The following is a 19439-nucleotide window of genomic DNA, read 5'->3' as shown; positions in this document are numbered from 1 at the left end:
GCAGTGAAGCATGACAGCCGCTACTCGTTCTACTTCACGTTCGTCTTCGTCACCAACTGCACCGTTTTGGGGTCAACCGTGATTTCCTCCAGGCGCTTGGCCACGGCGGGGCTCATACTTTCCTGGTAGCGGCCGTGCAAGTGGCCGGCCAGAAACTTCTCGGAGGCTGCAAACATGGCCATGTTGTTCACGGGGCGGGCGAAGCCGTGGCCTTCGTCGGGGGCCAGCAGGTACTGCACGGGGTAGTTGCGGTCGCGCAGGGCTACCACAATCTGGTCGGCCTCGGCCTTGTTCACGCGGGGGTCGTTGGCGCCCTGCACCACCATGAGCGGGGTTTTGATTTTATTGGCCGAGCCCAGCGGCGACATGCGGTCGAGAGCCGCCCGGCCTTCGGCAGTGCCGGGGTCGGCCATGCGGGCGTACATCTGCTTGCGGCCGGCCTCCCAGTAGGGCGGAATGGCGTTGAGCAGCGTGGTGAGGTTGGATGGGGCCACGATGGCCACGGCGGCGCTGTACAAATCGGGGGTGAAGGCCACGCCGGCCAGCGTGGCATAGCCGCCATACGAGCCGCCCATGATGCCCACGCGCTTGGGGTCGGCAATGCCCTGTGCCACCAGGTACTTCACGCCCCAGGTCAGGTCGTCCTGCATTTTGCGGCCCCACTCGCCATTGCCGGCGTTCAGAAATTGCTTGCCGTAGCCGGTGCTGGCCCGGAAGTTGGGTGAGAGCACGGCGTAGCCCCGGTTGGCCAGAAACTGGGCCATGGTGTTGAAGCCGTAGACATCGCGCCCCCAGGGCCCGCCGTGGGGCAGAATGATGACGGGCAGGTTTTGGGCCGCCACGCCCTTGGGCAGGGTCAGGTAAGCCGGAATTTCGAGGCCGTCCGACGACTTGTAGCGCACCACTTTCATGTCGGCCAGGTCGGCGGGGTGCAGCTTGGGACGGGTTTCGTACTGCTTGCTGAGCTGCTTGGTCTGGCGGTCAAATAAGTAGGACACGCTGGGCTGGGTGGCCGAGCTGGCCGCGAGCAGCCACAGCCGCTCGTCGGTGGTGTGCGATATGGGCTGCACATCCAGGCCCGGCAGCCGCCGGCTTACGGCGGCAAAATCCTGCTCAAAGCTCTTGTCCTTCCATACGCGGCGCATCCGGTCGTCCTCGAAGCTTACGTACACTGGCTCATGCGTTTTTTCCGAGATAGTGAGGCCGCCCACGTCCACGCGTTTCAGCGGGTCGGTCTGGTAGGGCTGTTCCTGGCCGGTAGCGGGGTCGAGGAGCACGATTTCGGCCAGGTTACGCGAGCCTTTATTGGTGGCCAGGTATACGTGCTGGTTGTCTTTGGCGAAGCCTTCCACGGCGCTCTGTTCGTCAATCGTGGTCTTGTAGAAGGGCGTCATTTGCTCGCCTTCCACGCGCAGCCACTCGGTGCTGCCGTCGGGGTTCGAGCGGGCCGCCAGGCGCAGCTGGTCGTTCCAGTCGAACACCCAGTCGCCGATGCGGTCGTTGTTCTGGCGCATCAGGGTTTTCTCGCCGGTGGTCAGGTTCAGCTTGTAGAGGTCGTGCCAGGCCTTGTCGCGGTCATTCAGGCCGATATACAAGGTATTGGGGTCGGTGAGGGGTGCGTTGACAATCTGCACCCGCACGCCCTTCAGGCCGGTGAGGTCGCGGGCGGTGGGCACGGCCTGGCCAGCGGGCAGGGCCTCCGCCGGGTTCACAGCGTAGATGTTGAAATTCTCGTCGCCGGCTTTGTCCTGGCTGTAAAGCAGGTACTTGCCGTTGCGGCTCCAGAAGTAGCTGCGCACCGGGCGAGCCTGGTCGTTGGTCATGGGTCGGGCCTTGTCGAAGGGCTCGTTCAGGCCCTTCACCCAGATGTTGCGGGTGCCGTTGTAGGGCCGGATGAAGGACAGAAACTTGCCGTCGGGCGAGAGTTGCGCCCCCGAAATTTCGGGGTCACCGAACAGCAGCTCGCGGTCGATGAGCGGGGGCTGGCTGCCCGTTTTGGCGGTTTGGGCCACGCTGGCTTGCGGAGTGGCCAAAGCCAGCAGCAGGCCCAAACCCAAAAGGAGATGTTTCATAAGCATTCGCAGAAAAAAGATGAATATTTCGACCAATTTAACCAAAAAAATGACCGGACAGCGTGAGCTGCCCGGTCATTCCTGCCTGTCGCCTAAATAAGCGCAGGTATTCTATATTTCTATTGCTCCTGAAAGTGGTATAGGAACGTAATTACGCCGGTATACGCCTGCTTTTTCACGCCCTCAATTTCCAGCGAAACTTCGATGCGGGTTTTGGCAATGCCGCGCAGGTTGGCCACCGACAGCAGCTTGGCGTGCAGGCGCACGGTGCTGTTCACGGTCACGGCCTGGTTGAAGCGCAGGCTTTCAATTTCGTAATTCACCTGCATTTTCAGGTTCTCGATGGTCACAATTTGCTGCCACAAGTAGGGCAGCAGCGCTACCGTGAGATAGCCGTGGGCAATGGTGGCCTTAAAGGGCGACTCTACCGCAGCGCGCTCGGCATCGGTATGAATCCACTGAAAATCGAGTGTGGCGGCGGCAAACTGGTCGATTTGGGCCTGCGTGATGGTGTGGTATTCGGACACGCCCAGCTCCTGGCTGGTATGCGCTTCGAGTTCGGCAAGACTGCCAATGGTAAGGATGGACATAAAAGAAAAGTGGCGAATGATTACGGATAAAGGGCCGTAAACATACGCCACTGGTTTGGTTCCCCGGTCTGACCGCCCTAGAGCGTGAGGACAATTACCTTTGCTTTGGCAATCGTTTATAACGAAGAAATTATTTATGCGAAGACATGAGATTAGCGATGCTCAATGGCTGGCGGTGAGCCCCCTTTTGTCGGGCAAAGCCACTGATTGCGGGGTAACGGGCAAAGACAACCGCTTGTTTTTCAACGCGGTCGTGTGGATAATGCGCACCGGCTGCCCGTGGGCCGACCTACCCGAACGCTTCGGCAAATTCAACACCGTGTGCAAGCGCTTCCGGCGTATGGCGACCAAAGGGGTTTGGGAGCGGGCCTTCCAGGCCCTGCAAGCCCCCGAACTGGACTGGGTCATGCTCGATTCGACCGTCGTGCGGGCGCACCAGCATTCAGCAGGCCAAAAAAAAGTACCGCCGCCACCGAGTGCCTCGGACGCAGCCGCGGGGGCATCGGCACCAAAATTCACGCCTGCGTGGAGTCGCTGGGCAACGCCGTGCGGCTGATTGCGACCGAAGGCCAGGCGGGCGACAGCCCGCAGGCGCTGCCCTTGCTGGCGGACCTGCAGCCGGGCAAAGTGCTGGCCGACACGGCTTACGACAGCGACGCGACCCGCGCCTATTGCACCGAAAAGGGCATCGAAGCCGTCATTCCCAGCCATCCTAACCGGGTAGAACCCTTGGCAATGGACGAAGAAACCTACCGCGACCGCAACAAAGTCGAGCGCTTTTTTGGCCGCCTCAAGCAATACCGCCGCCTAGCCACCCGCTACGAAAAAACCGCCGTTTCCTTCCTCGCCTTTTGGCATATTGGTGCTACGCTAGATTGGCTTAGGTAAATAGATAAATCTTTGATTGTCCTCACGCTCTAGGCGGTCTGACCGGTTGAAGAGGGAACGAAATCGTGTTACAACAACCGGTCTGACCGCCTAGGGCGGTCAGACCGGGGCGTACCAGCCTCGTCTAGCTGCGGCTGCCAAACACGCGGCGCAGGAGCTCAGTAGTGCGGGCCACGGGATTTTCGCGGATGTTGGCTTCTTCCTGGGCGATGAGCGTGAACAGGCCATCCACGGCTTTGCCGGTGGCGTACTGGTTCAAATCGGGCTCCACTTTCTGCACCAGGGGCAGCTGGTTGTAGCTGCCGGCCAGCTGGGTGTAGTAGCGCGTGGCTCCCACCTGGTCGAGGCTTTTCTGCATGATGGGCGAGAAGGCCGAAACCAGCTGCGTCGAGGTAGTGCGCTTCAGGAACTGCGTGGCGGCGTCCTTCTGGCCGGTCAGGATATTCCAGACGTCGGAAAACGTGAGGCTTTTGATGGCCGAGATGAAAATGGGCTTGGCGCTTTTGGCCGCGTCCTCCGCGCCCCGGTTCAGGCTCAGCTCGAACTTATCGACCTGGCTGCCCAGGCCAATGCTGCGCAGCGTGGTGGCCACGCGCTGGGCATCGGGTGGGAAAGGAATACGGATGAGGCGGTTGAGGTAGAAGCCATCGGTCTGGGAGGCTTGGTCGGCCCCTTTGCTGATGCCTTGCAGCAGCGCCTCCTTGAGGCCATTGGCCGCGTCGGCGTTGCTGAGGCCGGCAATGCTGCTGCTGCCCGTGGAGCTGGTGGTGCCCGAGGTGCTGCCCGGCAGTTTGATGCCCCCGGGCAGCTTGATGCCGCCCAGATTGGGCAGGCGGAACTGGGCCGAAGCATTGAGAGAACTAACCGAAAGCAGCAGCAGGGCCGCGAGAGTGAAGGTTTTCATAGGAGGAGCGCCACGGCGGAACAGCCCGGCAATGGGCGCAGTACAAGGGCCGTGCCGGATGCTAAAGCCGGTTGAGCCGGCCGCCGTCTACGCGCACTTCGGCTCCCTGCACAAAGACGGCATCATCCGAAGCGAGGTAGGCGATGATGGCGGCCACGTCTTCGGGCTTGCCCACGTCGGTTTTGTCAATGATTTCGACGCCGGATTTTACGTTCGGATTCTCCCAGAGCATGGGCGTGTCGATGGCGCCGGGCAGCACGACGTTGGTGCGGATGCCCTTCGGCTTGCCTTCGAGAGCCGACGAGCGGGTGAGCGACAGCATGGCCGCCTTCGCCGCCGCATAAGGGGCCACCAGCGGACTGGTTTCGATGGCGTGAATGCTGGACACGTTCACAATGCTGCCGCCGGGCTTCATGTGCAGAAAAGCCTGCTTGGTGAAGTAGAACGCGCCCAGCAAGTCCACGTTCAGAATGCGCAGCCAATCGTCGCCGGTCAGCTCCTCCAGGGCTTTGAACTGCATGAGGCCGGCGTTGTTCACCACCGCATCGAGGCGGCCGAACCGGGCCAACGTAGCGGCCACGGTGGCTTCTACCTGGGCCTCCACGGCCACGTTGCAGAGGCTGGCCAGCACCTCGGGCGCGCCGGCGGCCTGCACCTCGGGCACGGCGGCATCGAGGTTGGCCTGGTTGTAATCGGCGAGTACCACGCGGGCCCCTTCGGAGGCGAAACGCCGGGCCGTTGCCAGGCCGATGCCGCTGGCACCGCCGGTAATGAGAACGACTTTATCCTGGAAGCGAAGGGGCATGGGAGAGGGGGGAAGGAGGAGATTTAGGAAAGAAGAACGTCATGCTTCGCTACGCTCTGCATGACAGTATTTTACGCGGCATCAGTAGTAGTGGGATTGGCCGGTTTGGTGGAGTTATCGGCGGTGTCGGCTTTCGCGTTGGCTTTTTGCTCCCGGGCCCAGGCGGCGTTGCTGGCCTGGGGCATCACGATGGGCACTTGCAGGCACACGCTTTGGGCAGGCAGCACCTGGCGCCAGTCGGCGATGAGGTGCTTGTAGGCCGTGCCCACGGGCCGGATGTTGCGGTCGAGGTCGTAGAGACCCACGGGGTTCAGGCGGCCGTTGTTTTCGCGCAGGGCGGTGTCCCAGTCCACCTGGTCGGTGAGGGAGTACCAGGTGAAGCCCACCATGGGCACGCCGTCGTTGCGCACGCGCAGCACGTTGGCCCACTCTTTCCAGAGCCAGTTCACGGCCTCGTCGCCGTTGGGACCCTGCCAGATGTTGGTTTCGGTGTGCATCACGGGCAGGCGGTAGCGGTCGTGGTACTGTGTGGTGATGACGTGGTAGCCAAAAATCTCGCCCGAGGCGCGGGTGCTGCCATCGGCCGCCACGCGGTGCTCGTTGGTGTGGTAGTAGTCGTTGCCCATTATGCAATGGTGCTTCATCTTGTTTTTCAGGAAGAAGTGATACTCTTCGCGGGTCATGCCGTTGTCCGTCAGGAATTCGTACATGCTCGAATTCACGCGGCGGCCGTAGTTCAAATCCAGCGACAGAAACCGCTCGGAGTTCATGGTTTCGGCCGGGCCGATGGCGGCCGGATTTTCGGCGTGGAAATATTCCGACGACTCGCTCTGGATGAAAATAGCATCGGGTCGCGCTTCTAATATGGCGCTCATAGCCAGTACGTTGGCCTTCACGATGTATTTAAGGGCCGTCACGAAGGACTTATCGCCGGTCAGCTGCTCGTTCCACCAGCCGTAGCGGGCCGAAAACACGGCGCAGATGTACATCTCGTTCACCGGCGTGTAGAGCTGCACCCACGGAAACCGCTGGGCAAACGCTTTGGCATACTGCGCAAACAGCACCGGAAAATCGGGGTTCTGGAAGTTGCCAATCCAGTCGGGCACGCCGAAATGGCACAGGTCCACGATGGGCGAGATGTTGCGCCGCAACAGGTCCTGAAACGTCACATCGGCAAAGCTCCAGTCGTACTTGCCCGGCCCCAGAAACGTGGTGTGAATGGGCGGCCCATAGCGCAGGAACTTGATGCCCAGCTCATCGACGAGGTCGAAATCCTTCTGCCAGAGCTTGTAGTGGTTGCATTTTTCCAGCTCATCCACGCGGTGCCGGCCGTTCTGGATGGTGGGGTTGCTGTTTTCGATGCCGGTGGCGAAAAGGAACTGAGGAACCATGAGCGAAGGAAAGGTGATGGCTGGCCGCCGAGGTGGGCAACCCGGTCTGTATCCACCGGTTTACTCCTTTCGCCGGTTCACGTTACGTTCAGGGGCACTGCGGCCGGCGCGGCTACAGTAGCCGCCGCTCCACAATCTTCAGCTGCGCATCGAACGCATACACGCAGATGCCGCCCGTCACAATTTCCAGCGATTCAACTTCCTCCGGCGTGAGGTGCTCTAGGTACATGCGCAGCCCGCGCAAGGTGTTGCCGTGCGACACCACCAGAATATCCTGGCCGGCGCGCAGCTTCGGGGCAATCTCGGCCTCAAAGTATTTCACGGCCCGGGCCTGGGTTTGCTGCAGGCTTTCGCCGCCGGGCGGGGGCACGGCGTAGCTGCGCCGCCAGCTATCAATTTGGGCCTGGCCGTATTTCAGGGCTGTTTCGGCTTTGTTGAGGCCCTGCAAATCGCCGTACATGCGTTCCCGCAGGGCCCCGGCGTGGTGCACCGGAATGGTGGCCCAGGCCGGCCGCGCCACAATGATGTCGAGCGTGCGCTCGGCCCGAATCAGGTCGGAGCTGTAGGCCGCGTCGAAGTGGTAGCCGCGCAGCTTGTCGGCCACGGTGTGGGCCTCGGCCTCGCCGGTGGGGCTGAGGGGCACGTCGAGCCAGCCGGTGAAGACATTGGCCAGGTTGGAAGTCGATTCGCCGTGCCGGACGAGCACCAGGTTGGCCATGGGGGAGGGGGAAAAGGACGAGCCGCCGGCCGCCGGGCCTAACCTGCGTTCGTGGTTCTACGTTGCCAGGAAGGCGCAATGATGCGCGCCCCGTTCTGAAGTCTGCATGAACCCACTGGCCCACATTCTCGAACACAAGGTAATCGCCATTGTGCGCGGAGCCGACCCCCGGAGCCTGCTGCGCATTGCCCGGGCCCTGCACGCCGGTGGCGTGCGCCTGATGGAAGTGACGCTGAACTCGCCCGGCGCGCTGGCTTCGATTGAGGAAGTTGCCGGGGCGATGGAAGGCAAGGTGCTGGTGGGTGCCGGTACCGTGCTCGACCCCGAAACGGCCCGCGCCGCCCTGCTGGCCGGGGCGAAATACATCATCTCGCCCACCCTCAACAAAAAAACCATTCGCCTGACCAAGCGCTACGGGGCCGTGAGCATCCCCGGGGCCTACACCGCCACCGAGATTCTGAAGGCCTACGAATACGGCGGCGACATCATCAAAGTGTTTCCAGCCTCGGCCAGCGGCGCGGGCTATTTTAAAGATATTGCCGGGCCGCTGCCCTTCATTCCGCTCATGCCCACGGGCGGCGTTTCGCTGGATAATATCAAAGGATTTAAAGAAGCCGGGGCAGTAGCCTTCGGCCTGGGCAGCGCGCTGGTTGATACCCGGCAGGCCGTGACGGAGGAGTACCTGACGCAGCTCACGGAGCGGGCGCGGCAGTTTGTGGCGGCGGTGGCGGGGTAGAGCGATGAGGACGCTCGTCATGCAGAGCGCAGCGAACCGAAGGTCGGCGTAGCCAAGCATCGGTTCGCTGCGCTCTGCATGACGACCTTTCCCCGTTCAAATATTCCTATCCGACACCCCATGAAAATCACCCGCTTCGAACTCTTTCAGGTGCCGCCGCGCTGGCTGTTCCTCAAAATTGAAACCGATACCGGCTTCGTGGGCTGGGGCGAGCCCGTGATTGAGGGCAAGGCGGCCACCGTGGCCGCTGCCGTAACCGAGCTGATGTCAACCCTAATCGGCAAAGACCCGCTTCACATCGAAGACCATTGGCAGGTGATGTACCGGGGCGGCTTCTACCGGGGCGGGCCCATTCTGATGTCGGCCATCGCGGGTATCGACCAGGCGCTGTGGGACATCAAGGGCAAGTACCACGATGCGCCGATTTACCAATTGCTGGGCGGCCCGGTGCGCGACAAAATGCGCGTTTACTCTTGGATTGGCGGCGACCGGCCCGAGCACGTAGGCGCGGCGGCCGTCGACATGGTGGCCAAGGGATTCACCGCCATTAAGATGAACGCCACCGACGAAATGGCCTACGTCGATTCCTACGTGAAGATTGACGCCGTGCTGGCCCGCGTGGCGGCCGTGCGGGCGGCGGGCGGGCCGGGGCTGGGCATCGGCATCGATTTCCACGGTCGGGTGCACAAAACCATGGCCAAGGTGCTGGCCCACGAGCTGGAAATCTATCGGCCCATGTTCATCGAGGAGCCCGTGCTGCCGCAGAACAACGAGGCTCTGCGCGAGATTGCCCGGCATACCAGCATTCCCATCGCCACCGGCGAGCGCATGTTTTCGCGCTGGGATTTCAAGCAGTTGCTCATCGATGGCTACGTCGATATCATTCAGCCCGATGTATCGCACGCCGGCGGTATCACCGAGTGCAAAAAAATCATCGGCATGGCCGAAGCCTTCGATGTGGCCGCCGCGCCGCACTGCCCGTTGGGGCCGATTGCGCTGGCCGCCTGCCTGCAAGTGGATGCCTCGTGCCACAATGCTTTCATTCAGGAGCAGAGCCTGGGCATTCACTACAACAAGGATAATGATTTGCTTGATTACCTGGTTGATAAGTCAGTATTTGACTACGAGGCCGGGCATTGCCGCATTCCCGGTGGGCCGGGGCTCGGCATTGAAATCAACGAGGAATACGTGCGCCGCCGCGCCGCCATTGGCCACAACTGGCACAATCCCATCTGGCGAAATGAGGATGGGAGCGTGGCAGAATGGTAGCACATCACTCCCCTCCTCAGCTGAGGAGGGGACGCTGCCGCGAAGCGGCAGCTGGGGTGGTTGACCTCGTTGAACGACCCCCAAACGACCCCCGCACGATGCGGTCGCGAGCCGTTCAACGAAGCAACCACCCCCGTTTCAGCTTCGCTGAAACATCCCCTCCTCGGCTGAGGAGGGGAGTACTGTTCAATCCTCAGCTATGAACCCCACTACCACCTTCCTCAGCTGCGACTGGGGCACTACTTCCTTCCGCCTGCGGCTGGTGGAGCGCGAAACCCGGAAAATTCTGGCCGGAGCAAGCTCGAAGGAGGGCAACGCGGCCACGGCCGGGCGCTGGCAACAGGCCGGGCAGCCGCCGGAGCAGCGCGTGGCGTTTTACCTGACCATCGTGCGGCGGTACATTCAGCAGATGGCAGCGGCGGCCCAAACCACGCTGGCGGGCGTGCCCGTGGTGATTTCGGGCATGGCTTCGTCCACCATCGGCATGGCGGAGCTGCCGTACAAGCCGCTGCCCTTCGCGGTGGATGGCTCGGATTTGCTCACCCAAACCATTGCTCCGACGGTCGATTTCCCGCATCCCGTTTTGTTGATTTCGGGCGTGCGGAGCGCCGATGATGTAATGCGCGGCGAGGAGGTGCAGTTGGTGGGCTGCGGGTTTGAAAATACGCCCGAGGAGCAGCTTTTCCTGCATCCCGGCACCCACGCCAAGCACGTAACGGTGCAACACGGCCAGGCCACCGCCCTGAAAACCTACATGACCGGGGAGCTTTTCGCGCTGCTTGCTACCCAAAGCATCCTGGCGGCCTCGGTGGAAGCAGAGGGAATGCTCGCCGAAGGCCGGCATCAGCAGTGGTTTGCCCGGGGCGTGCTGGAAGGCCAGCAGGTCAACCTGCTGCACAACGCTTTTATGGTGCGTACCAACGACTTATTCAGCCAGAATAGCAAGTCTGAAAACTACTTCTACCTGAGCGGCCTGCTCATTGGCAGCGAGTGCCACGAGCTGCTGGCCCACCGCCCGGCCCGCATCGTGCTGGCCGGCGAGCCCGTGCTGGTGGACCTCTATGGCGCGGCCCTGCGCGTGCTGGGTATTGCCCACAAGTGCCCGGTAACCACCAAAACTGCCGAAGAAGTGACCCTGAACGGCCAGCTGGCCGTGTTGAAGCAGCACCTTGCCACCTTGCCTACCGCGTAAATAACCCGTTATGCAGGCCGAATCCATTCTTCATGCGCAGGCAGCTTTGGGCGAAGGAGCCATCTGGAATCCGGAAACGGCCGAGTTGTATTGGGTTGATATCGAGGGTCGGGCGCTGCACGTTTTCGACCCCGCCACGGGCCACGACCGGCCTTACCCCGTGGGCAGGCGCATTGGCACGGTGGTGCCCCGGTGCAGTGGCCGCGCCCTGGTGGCCCTGCAAACCGGCATTCACGAAATCGACCTGGCCACCGGCCTGCTCACCCGCCTCGCCCACCCCCTGACGGACGAGCATCTACGCTTCAATGATGGCAAGTGCGACCCGGCGGGCCGCCTCTGGGTGGGCACGTTCGATATGCTGCTGCGCCCGCACGCCGGCACCCTCTACCGCTTCGACCCCGATGGCAGCACGCACGTCATGCTGCCCCGCATCACCAACTCCAACGGCATCGCGTGGTCATCGGACCGCACCACAATGTACTACATCGACACGCCCACGCTCGCCGTGCAGGCGTTCGACTACGACAATGCCACCGGCAGCATTGCCAACTCGCGCGTCGTCGTCCGTTTCGCCGAGGCCGAGGGCTGGCCCGATGGCATGACCATCGACGCGGAAGGTAAGCTCTGGGTGGCGCTGTGGGGCGGCGGGCGCGTGCAGCGCTACGACCCTGGCACGGGGGCATTGCTGCAGGTAGTGGCGGTGCCCGCGCCGTTCACTTCGTCGTGCGCTTTCGGCGGGTCGGGGCTGGAAACGCTGTTCATCACCTCGGCGCGGGGCGGCCTCACACCGCAGCAAGCGGCGACGTTTCCGCTCAGTGGCGACGTTTTTGCGGTGCGGCCCGGCGTGGCGGGCGTGCCGGCCTGCTTTTTTGGAGAGTAGCGCGGACTTTTAGTCCGCGAGTGATTTGCTTGAATCCGCGGACTAAAAGTCCGCGCTACAACTCCTGCACTTCCAACTTGATGTCGACATTGCGGCCGTGGTCGTCGGCGCAGGAGATTTTGACGGTCCCGCTGGGCGGACGGAAAAAGACCCGCTCGGTGGCCGACGCGGCCCGCAGAAACTGGTCGTTCACGTACCAGAAAACCTGGCGCACCTCGCTGCCCGCTGCACAGCTGAGCAGCATTTGCTGCTGCTCGTGGCGGTCGAGCACGTACTCGGCATGGTCGAGCGGGGAGGTGATGACCAGGGCCGCGCCCGCGCCGCCGTCGGTGTTGTGCACGAGGCGGCAGGCGGGGTTGTGCGGCGGCAGGCGGCTGGCGGGCAACCCCTGCGCCTCCCGGAACGCCAATACTTCGGGCAGCGGGTTTAGGAATAACTGCCGCCGGAAACCGGCCGCCGGCACGCAGGCCCGGCAGTAGGCAATCGTGCCATCGGCCGATACCAAGGCTTTTTTCTGGTGCTCGCAGCGCCGGGCCGACGAGGTGCCGGGCAGGTAGTAGTCGATGAGCTGGTTGGGGCAATGCTCGCCCGGTACGAGGCCCGTTTCGGCGCAGACGAGGCGACAATCGAGGGTGGCGGGCGGCACGGCCCAGTTGTTGGGCGAGTTGTAGGCGAGCGTGTTGAAGAGGTCAAAGAGCAGGGGCGAGGCCACATCGGCTCCGGTGAGGGCCGGGCTGCCCTGCCCGCTGAAGTTGCCCACCCACACGCCGATGGTGTAGTCCTGATTGTAGCCAATGCTCCAGGTATCGCGGCGGCCGTAGCTGGTGCCGGTTTTCCAGGCGATTTTGGGCAGGTGGCGGCTGTTCTGGTAGCCCATCGGGAGGTCGGGTCGGGTGCGCTGGGCCAGAATGTCGGTGATGAGGAAGGCGGCGGCGGGGCTTATCAATGAAGAATTAGGAATGAAGAATGAGAAATTTCGGGCGTGAGGCCGCGTGCCTGACGTAGAGGAAAGTCGCTTCGGCGTCAATTCCTCATTCTTAATTCTTCATTAAGCACCAGCTTCAGTGGTGCATACCGCCCGCCATCGGCCAGCGCCGCGTACAGCCCGGTAAGCTCTTCCAGCGTGGCCCCGCAGCCGCCCAGAATGGTGCTCAACACTAGAGCGTGAGGACAATCAAAGATTTATCTATTTACCTAAGCCAATCTAGCGTAGCACCAATATGCCAAAAGGCGAGGAAGGAAACGGCGGTTTTTTCGTAGCGGGTGGCTAGAGCGTGAGGACAATTACCTTTGCTTTGGCAATCGTTTATAACGAAGAAATTATTTATGCGAAGACATGAGATTAGCGATGCTCAATGGCTGGCGGTGAGCCCCCTTTTGTCGGGCAAAGCCACTGATTGCGGGGTAACGGGCAAAGACAACCGCTTGTTTTTCAACGCGGTCGTGTGGATAATGCGCACCGGCTGCTCGTGGGCCGACCTACCCGAACGCTTCGGCAAATTCAACACCGTGTGCAAGCGCTTCCGGCGTATGGCGACCAAAGGGGTTTGGGAGCGGGCCTTCCAGGCCCTGCAAGCCCCCGAACTGGACTGGGTCATGCTCGATTCGACCGTCGTGCGGGCGCACCAGCATTCAGCAGGCCAAAAAAAAGTACCGCCGCCACCGAGTGCCTCGGACGCAGCCGCGGGGGCATCGGCACCAAAATTCACGCCTGCGTGGAGTCGCTGGGCAACGCCGTGCGGCTGATTGCGACCGAAGGCCAGGCGGGCGACAGCCCGCAGGCGCTGCCCTTGCTGGCGGACCTGCAGCCGGGCAAAGTGCTGGCCGACACGGCTTACGACAGCGACGCGACCCGCGCCTATTGCACCGAAAAGGGCATCGAAGCCGTCATTCCCAGCCATCCTAACCGGGTAGAACCCTTGGCAATGGACGAAGAAACCTACCGCGACCGCAACAAAGTCGAGCGCTTTTTTGGCCGCCTCAAGCAATACCGCCGCCTAGCCACCCGCTACGAAAAAACCGCCGTTTCCTTCCTCGCCTTTTGGCATATTGGTGCTACGCTAGATTGGCTTAGGTAAATAGATAAATCTTTGATTGTCCTCACGCTCTAGGCGGCGGTATTGCTTGAGGCGGCCAAAAAAGCGCTCGACTTTGTTGCGGTCGCGGTAGGTTTCTTCGTCCATTGCCAAGGGTTCTACCCGGTTAGGATGGCTGGGAATGACGGCTTCGATGCCCTTTTCGGTGCAATAGGCGCGGGTTGCGTCGCTGTCGTAAGCCGTGTCGGCCAGCACTTTGCCCGGCTGCAGGTCCGCCAGCAAGGGCAGCGCCTGCAGGCTGTCGCCCGCCTGGCCTTCGGTCGCAATCAGCCGCACGGCGTTGCCCAGCGACTCCACGCAGGCGTGAATTTTGGTGCCGATGCCCCCGCGGCTGCGTCCGAGGCACTCGGTGGCGGCGGTGCTTTTTTTTGGCCTGCTGAATGCTGGTGCGCCCGCACGACGGTCGAATCGAGCATGACCCAGTCCAGTTCGGGGGCTTGTAGGGCCTGGAAGGCCCGCTCCCAAACCCCTTTGGTCGCCATACGCCGGAAGCGCTTGCACACGGTGTTGAATTTGCCGAAGCGTTCGGGTAGGTCGGCCCACGGGCAGCCGGTGCGCATTATCCACACGACTGCGTTGAAAAACAAGCGGTTGTCTTTGCCCGTTACCCCGCAATCCGTGGCTTTGCCCGACAAAAGTGGGCTCACCGCCAGCCATTGAGCATCGCTAATCTCATGTCTTCGCATAAATAATTTCTTCGTTATAAACGATTGCCAAAGCAAAGGTAATTGTCCTCACGCTCTAGTTGCGGGGCCGCTCTTGCCACACTTTTGAACCCGGCCGCCCGCAGCTTATCCATGAAAACGGGCACGCCGACTTCGAATAGCACGCGCACGGCCGGGATGTTGAGCGAGTAGGTGAGGGCCCGCTCCACAGTCACTTCGCCGGCGTAGCTCTTGTCGAAGTTCTCGGGGCGGAAGCCGCTGAAGTTGGTGGGCACGTCGGGCAGCTTCAGTTTCGGTGTCACGATGCCCCTATCCAGCGCCAGCGCATACAAAAAGGGCTTCAGCGTGCTGCCCGGCGAGCGGATGGCCCGCACGCCATCGACCTGCCCGCTGCTGGCGGCATCGGCAAAGTCGGCCGAGCCCACGTAGGCTTCCACGGCGCGGGTGCGGTTGCTCACCACCACCACGGCGGCCTGCGAAATGCCCAGCTCGCGCAGGCGGCGCACGTAGTTTTTGGTCAGGTCCTCGGCTTTGGCCTGGGGGTTGCGCCGCAGCATGGAGTGGATGATGGGCCGGCCGGGAAACTGCGTCACCAGCCGCCGCGCCAGGTGCGGGGTCAGCGTGGGCGCGGTGCGGCGCTGCGCATCCAGCGGTTCGTTGATGGCATCCTCAATATCCTGATTCGGAAACAGATGCTGCTGCCGTAACTGTCGTGGCCAGCGGTTACGGTCGGCCAGAATCCGGTCGTTGTTCTTGCCCAGCACCAGCACGCGGGGCTGATTCGGGATAATGGCCAGCGTCACGGTTTGGGCCAGGGAGAGGTAATCGGGTGGCTGTTGGAAGTAGAGCAGCGCGGCCGATTTCACGTCTTCAATATTGCCACCGTAGGGCACCAGGTTGAGGTAGAGCTGTAGGATTTCAGCCTTGCTGTAATGGGCTTCCAGCTGCGTGGCGCGTAGCATTTTTAGTAGCTTATTGCCGAAGGTGCGCTCCTTGGGTTCCAGCAGTCGGGCCACCTGCGTGGTGATGGTGCTGGCTCCGGTGGTGCGGCCGGCTTTGAAAATATTGCGCCCGGCCGCCTGCAGTATCGCCACGGGATTCACGCCGAAATGGTAGCGGAAATATCAGTCTTCCTTGTTGATAATGGCCTGCTGCAATGTCGGCGTTATCTCCGCTAATTCGGTTTTTATCCGCCACTTCTGGGTGGGGTTCAGGTAGGCGTGGAGGACGCTGCCATCGGCCGCCAGCACAATCGGAGAGTAGCGCGGCGCGGGCGGCGCGGGCGGCGCGGGGAAAAGGCGGTCAATGGCGAAGAGCAGGAGCAACGCCCCCGCAAGCCCCCAAAGTAGTCGTATGCTCTGCCGCCGAATCATGACGAAAGATAGCGGAAACCCTAAGCAAACCCAGGATACTACTCCGGTTGCCATAAGCGGGATGCCTTGCCCGGGCCGTTTCGCCAAACGCCGTACTTTAGGTTGCTCGCAATCGTAATGGCGAAAATGTAATTTTCAATTAAAATGGTGTTATTATACGGTACTGGCAACTATTTATTGATTACTAAAAAGTATTTTCAATAAAATGAATAAAAGTTAAAAAAATAATCATTCAGGGTAAATCCGCCGGAAATAGTGTCTCGTAAGTATTGTAGTAGCAGTCAGGAATACTAGCAACGCCCTTGCGCTGGGCCCGGCGCAACAATTGGGTTGCTGCATATCCTTGCCCGACTGCCGCAATACTTCACCAACCTACTCGCTATTTCCACACGTTTACATGAAAAACAAAATTCTCCTTACCCTGCTCGTGGCAGGGATTAATGGCGCAGCGTTTGGCCAGGCCATCGTCGACCCGGAGCTGCGGACGGCCTTTGCTACCAGCCCGATTGCCCAGGTAGTCGTGACCTTCAATGGAAGCGGGGCACCCCAGGCTTCGCAGCTGCTGGCCCTGCAGCAGTTGGGCATCACGCGCGGCATTACCATGCAGGCGCTGCCTATTGCCGGGATTGTGGCTACGGCCGCGCAGGTCGATGCCCTGGCCGCCAACCCGGCCGTGCGCTCGCTGTTCATCAATAAGCAGCTTGACTACGAAAACTACGACGATACCAACCTGACCGGCGTGAAGCGCCTGCGCCTCGACCAGCAAATCACGGCCCGCAACAACGGGACGCCGGTTTCGGGTCGCGGCATTGGGGTGCTCATCAACGACAGCGGCGTAGATGGCACGCACGATGACATCAAGCTCGGCACTCACTTGGTGCAGAATACGCTGGGCTCTACCAACCTCAACTCGGTGAATGCCATGCTACCCGTGACTTACGTGGAAGGCGTGCCGAACACTGACAACAACTCAGGCCACGGCACGCACTGTGCGGGCACGGTAGGCGGCAACGGCTCGCGGTCGGGTGGCAAATACGAGGGCGTGGCCCCCGGGGCTTCGCTGCTTGGCTACGGCTCGGGCGGTGCGCTGCTCGTGCTCGATGCCATTGGCGGCTTCGACTATGCCCTGACGCACCAGTTTCAGTACAATATCCGGGTTATCAGCAACTCCTTTGGCTCGTCGGGCACCTTTAACCCCAGCGACCCACTGAACGTGGCCACCAAGCGCTGCTACGACCGCAACATGGTGGTGGTGTTTGCCGCCGGCAACTCCGGTCCCGGTGCCGATACGCACAACCCCTACGCCATTGCGCCCTGGACCATTTCGGTGGCCGCCGGCGACAAGAATGGCTTGCTCGCCAGCTTTTCCTCGCGTGGGGTGAAGGGCCAGAGCGGCACGTTTCAGGTAGATGGCCAGACCTGGACCTATAAGAACGAGCCCGTGATTACGGCCCCCGGCGTTGATGTGGTGTCGACCCGCACGCAGGGCCCGATACCACTGCTGGGTGCCCAGACGGATGCCGCCGTGCTCACGCCGGCCGAGCTGCCTTTCTACACGGTGCTGAGCGGCACTTCGATGGCCACGCCCCACACGGCTGGTGTCATTGCCCTTATTCTGGAAGCTAAGCCGTCAATGTCCCCCGCCCAGGTGAAGGAGCTGCTGCAGAAAACCGCCACCAATATGCCCGGCCGCGAGTCGTGGGAAGTAGGCGCGGGCTATGTGAATGCCTATGCTGCGGTGGACCGCGCTTTCCGGGGTACCAACTTCGGCGCTACCGTCAACAGCACCCGCACTTTCAGCAGCAGCGTGAACTCGCTGGCCGCAGTGAGCAACTTCACCGTAAAGTATAACCCCGCTACCACGGCCTCGAACCAGTTCACCTTCAGCGTGCCCAGCGGTGTAAACAGCCTGGAGGCCAGCATCAATACCTACGGAGTAATGGGCCAGACTGGCAATACGGTCAACCTGATTGTGCTCGACCCCACCGGCAAGCAGTACCGCTCGGGCATTCCCGTAGAGTTTACCCTCACGCCTGGCCGGAGCGTAGCCGTGGCCTCGCCCATGGCCGGCACCTGGACACTGAAAGTAGATGGCTTGGACGGCGTGGCGGCTCCCGAGGACATCGATGGGAAGATTACCATGCAAACCCCCGCTGGCACCACCAACCTGAGCGACATCGCCGGTAACCCCGCCGAAGCTTCCATCATCATGGCCGTGACCAACCGCCTCGTTGATGGCCTCTCGAACGGCTTCAAGCCCAGCCAGCCCCTCACCCGTCTGCAGCTGGCCGACTATCTGCTGATGGGCCAGGGCGTGCGCCAGTACCAGCCCACCGATGGCTCGCGCACGTTCAGCGATGTATCGTCGGACACTGACATTCTCCTGACTGAGTCGGTAGCCGCCCGTGGCGCTGCCATCCGCGACCGGTACCAGCAGTTCAACGGCGTGATGGTGCCCACCGCCAACGGTTCGTTTGCTCCCAATGGCCAGGTGAGCCGCGCTTCGCTGGCCTACTCGCTGGTGCAGGCCCTGGGCTTCCAGACGCAGGCCCTGGCCCGCAATGGCAAGGCTGTAACGGTGAACTACAACGGTGCTAAGGTGGCCGTTGATGATGCCGCCAACATTCCCGCCGGCCTGGAAGGCTACGTGAGCATTGCCTTGGAGCTCAACCTCATCAATGCCTACTTCTCGGTAACGCAGGGCCCTTACGACCTGCAGCCGGTGGTGCACGCTACCTTCAATCCCACGCAGTCGGTAACGCGGGGTGAGTTTGCGGTTATCGTCACCCGCACGTTCCCGCAGTATAATGCTGTTACCCAGCCTGCTGCTGCCGCTCGCGGTACTTCGGGCACCAGCACCAGCATGGCCGTTCTGACCCCCGAAACTGCTGCTTACCCCAATCCCTTCACTGGAACTACCACCATCAGCTACTACTTGGCCCAGCAAGGCCCGGTGAGCGTGGATGTGTATAACACGTTGGGTGCCAAAGTGAAAATACTGGTAGTTGATACCCAGGATGTCGGCTACCACGAAGTGAAATTTGATGGCCGCGACATGGCCCGCGGTACCTACCTGTTCAAGGTAAAAACCAGCGAGTCGGTTTCGATCAAGCGCTTGGTGCTGCAATAAGCAGCAACATGGCTAACCGCTAAAAAAGGCGGCCTGTTCTCCGGAGCAGGCCACCTTTTTTGTGTTCTGGCGGGCACAACTGGCTAGCACTGGCGCGAGTTTAGCGCAGCGTAACTCGTGCCGGCCATGCGGGCGAGGCTGCGCCTCGCATCAGAACAAGTTGCCTAAACGGTACCGTTGGCGCAGTGCCGCATTGCCGCTGGCGCGGCACGGGAGGCACAGCCTCCCGGCCATGACTGGCGCGAGTTACGCTGTGCTAAACTCGCGCCAGTGCTAGCACAAAACCTCCGACCCGGGCGCGCACCTGCGTAATTTTCCTGGCCAGCACCTTGTTTGACAGAGCGATACCTATGCAGAAGGCCAAGTGACAGCTTTAACGTTCGTTTTCGCTACTCCCGCTCGATAGCCTTGAGAAGCGAGAAAGACTATTCTTTTTCGGGGCTCTTACGGCCCATTAGCACCTTATGGGGTAGCACAAGAGTTGGAACAGAAAGTATCGGTACGGGAAACCTGAACGGGTGGGCGTCGCAAAAAACGGACGTCTTAAGGGGCTCCAAGCGGTTTTGTGCCATGACTAGCCTTTGACTTTCCGACTCGTTTCTTTTGCTCATCTCGTGCCTCAATGCCTCTTTTTGCACTCCTATACCGGCTTCAATAAGACCAGAAGGCCCCTTTTCAGAAGTTCAAGGGGCCTACCGATACTTTCTGTTCCAACTCTTGTTACCCCTAC

15 protein-coding genes and 4 pseudogenes are annotated in these 19439 nt (G+C 61.3%); 7 read left to right on the top strand and 12 right to left on the bottom strand.

The window, feature by feature from the left end; all coding sequences use genetic code 11:
• Positions 1-29: 29 nt before the first annotated feature.
• Positions 30-2072, bottom strand: coding sequence for a S9 family peptidase (locus KQ661_RS19480; RefSeq protein ID WP_216727806.1), 2043 nt, complete (start codon positions 2070-2072; stop codon positions 30-32).
• A 119-nt stretch (positions 2073-2191) separates the two neighbouring features.
• Complete coding sequence (locus tag KQ661_RS19475) at positions 2192-2662, bottom strand: MaoC family dehydratase (RefSeq protein ID WP_216727805.1); 471 nt, start codon at positions 2660-2662, stop codon at positions 2192-2194.
• 163 nt (positions 2663-2825) lie between these two features.
• On the opposite strand from KQ661_RS19475, the pseudogene KQ661_RS23160 reads away from it, so the two are divergent.
• Positions 2826-3550 (top strand): annotated as a pseudogene (locus KQ661_RS23160) (IS5 family transposase); the annotation flags it as partial.
• 124 nt (positions 3551-3674) lie between these two features.
• Here the strand turns inward: KQ661_RS23160 and KQ661_RS19465 are convergent.
• The 4 genes from KQ661_RS19465 to KQ661_RS19450 form a co-directional block, all read right to left on the bottom strand.
• Complete coding sequence (locus KQ661_RS19465) at positions 3675-4454, bottom strand: DUF4197 domain-containing protein (RefSeq protein WP_216727804.1); 780 nt, start codon at positions 4452-4454, stop codon at positions 3675-3677.
• A 61-nt stretch (positions 4455-4515) separates the two neighbouring features.
• Positions 4516-5259: an SDR family NAD(P)-dependent oxidoreductase gene (locus KQ661_RS19460; RefSeq protein ID WP_216690094.1), complete on the bottom strand. Its 744-nt coding sequence runs from the start codon at positions 5257-5259 to the stop codon at positions 4516-4518.
• A gap of 71 nt (positions 5260-5330) precedes the next feature.
• Entirely contained in the window at positions 5331-6650 is a 1320-nt protein-coding gene (locus tag KQ661_RS19455; protein ID WP_216727803.1) for a family 1 glycosylhydrolase, read from the bottom strand.
• Positions 6651-6762: 112 nt separating this feature from the next.
• Positions 6763-7368 (bottom strand): 2,3-bisphosphoglycerate-dependent phosphoglycerate mutase, encoded by a 606-nt coding sequence (locus KQ661_RS19450; protein WP_216690092.1) that lies wholly within the window; start codon positions 7366-7368, stop codon positions 6763-6765.
• Between the two features lie 106 nt (positions 7369-7474).
• On the opposite strand from KQ661_RS19450, the gene KQ661_RS19445 reads away from it, so the two are divergent.
• From KQ661_RS19445 to KQ661_RS19430, 4 genes are all read left to right on the top strand, one after another.
• Positions 7475-8104, top strand: a complete 630-nt coding sequence (locus tag KQ661_RS19445; protein ID WP_216690091.1) for a bifunctional 4-hydroxy-2-oxoglutarate aldolase/2-dehydro-3-deoxy-phosphogluconate aldolase — start codon at positions 7475-7477, stop codon at positions 8102-8104.
• Positions 8105-8224: 120 nt separating this feature from the next.
• Positions 8225-9373, top strand: a complete 1149-nt coding sequence (dgoD, locus tag KQ661_RS19440; RefSeq protein ID WP_216727802.1) for a galactonate dehydratase — start codon at positions 8225-8227, stop codon at positions 9371-9373.
• 199 nt (positions 9374-9572) lie between these two features.
• Positions 9573-10565, top strand: a complete 993-nt coding sequence (locus KQ661_RS19435; RefSeq protein WP_216726785.1) for a 2-dehydro-3-deoxygalactonokinase — start codon at positions 9573-9575, stop codon at positions 10563-10565.
• Positions 10566-10575: 10 nt separating this feature from the next.
• Positions 10576-11445: an SMP-30/gluconolactonase/LRE family protein gene (locus tag KQ661_RS19430; RefSeq protein WP_216690088.1), complete on the top strand. Its 870-nt coding sequence runs from the start codon at positions 10576-10578 to the stop codon at positions 11443-11445.
• A gap of 55 nt (positions 11446-11500) precedes the next feature.
• Here KQ661_RS19430 and KQ661_RS19425 read toward each other — a convergent pair whose 3' ends face one another.
• Together KQ661_RS19425 and KQ661_RS22630 are read right to left on the bottom strand one after the other, a co-directional pair.
• Positions 11501-12391 (bottom strand): penicillin-binding protein 1C, encoded by an 891-nt coding sequence (locus KQ661_RS19425; protein ID WP_216690087.1) that lies wholly within the window; start codon positions 12389-12391, stop codon positions 11501-11503.
• A gap of 77 nt (positions 12392-12468) precedes the next feature.
• On the bottom strand, positions 12469-12603 hold the full coding sequence (locus KQ661_RS22630; RefSeq protein ID WP_262898305.1) for a hypothetical protein: 135 nt from the start codon (positions 12601-12603) through the stop codon (positions 12469-12471).
• A 168-nt stretch (positions 12604-12771) separates the two neighbouring features.
• Here KQ661_RS22630 and KQ661_RS23155 point away from each other — a divergent pair.
• Positions 12772-13506, top strand: a pseudogene (locus tag KQ661_RS23155) (IS5 family transposase); the annotation flags it as partial.
• 53 nt (positions 13507-13559) lie between these two features.
• On the opposite strand, the pseudogene KQ661_RS19415 reads toward KQ661_RS23155, so the two are convergent.
• The 4 genes and pseudogenes from KQ661_RS19415 to KQ661_RS19405 form a co-directional block, all read right to left on the bottom strand.
• Positions 13560-14227: pseudogene (locus KQ661_RS19415) on the bottom strand (IS5 family transposase); the annotation flags it as partial.
• A 14-nt stretch (positions 14228-14241) separates the two neighbouring features.
• On the bottom strand, positions 14242-14763 hold the full coding sequence (locus KQ661_RS22625) for a penicillin-binding transpeptidase domain-containing protein (protein WP_262898356.1): 522 nt from the start codon (positions 14761-14763) through the stop codon (positions 14242-14244).
• 177 nt (positions 14764-14940) lie between these two features.
• A pseudogene (locus KQ661_RS22620) lies at positions 14941-15315 on the bottom strand (transglycosylase domain-containing protein); the annotation flags it as partial.
• Positions 15316-15330: 15 nt separating this feature from the next.
• Positions 15331-15531, bottom strand: coding sequence for a hypothetical protein (locus KQ661_RS19405; protein WP_216727799.1), 201 nt, complete (start codon positions 15529-15531; stop codon positions 15331-15333).
• Between the two features lie 445 nt (positions 15532-15976).
• Between KQ661_RS19405 and KQ661_RS19400 the strand changes: the two genes are divergently transcribed.
• Positions 15977-18709, top strand: coding sequence for a S8 family serine peptidase (locus KQ661_RS19400; protein WP_216726783.1), 2733 nt, complete (start codon positions 15977-15979; stop codon positions 18707-18709).
• The last annotated feature ends 730 nt before the right edge of the window (positions 18710-19439 follow it).

This window comes from Hymenobacter siberiensis, from assembly GCF_018967845.1.
Taxonomy (GTDB): domain Bacteria; phylum Bacteroidota; class Bacteroidia; order Cytophagales; family Hymenobacteraceae; genus Hymenobacter; species Hymenobacter siberiensis.
The sequence above is the reverse complement of the archived record's forward strand: the minus strand, read 5'-3'. Positions and strand labels throughout refer to the sequence as shown.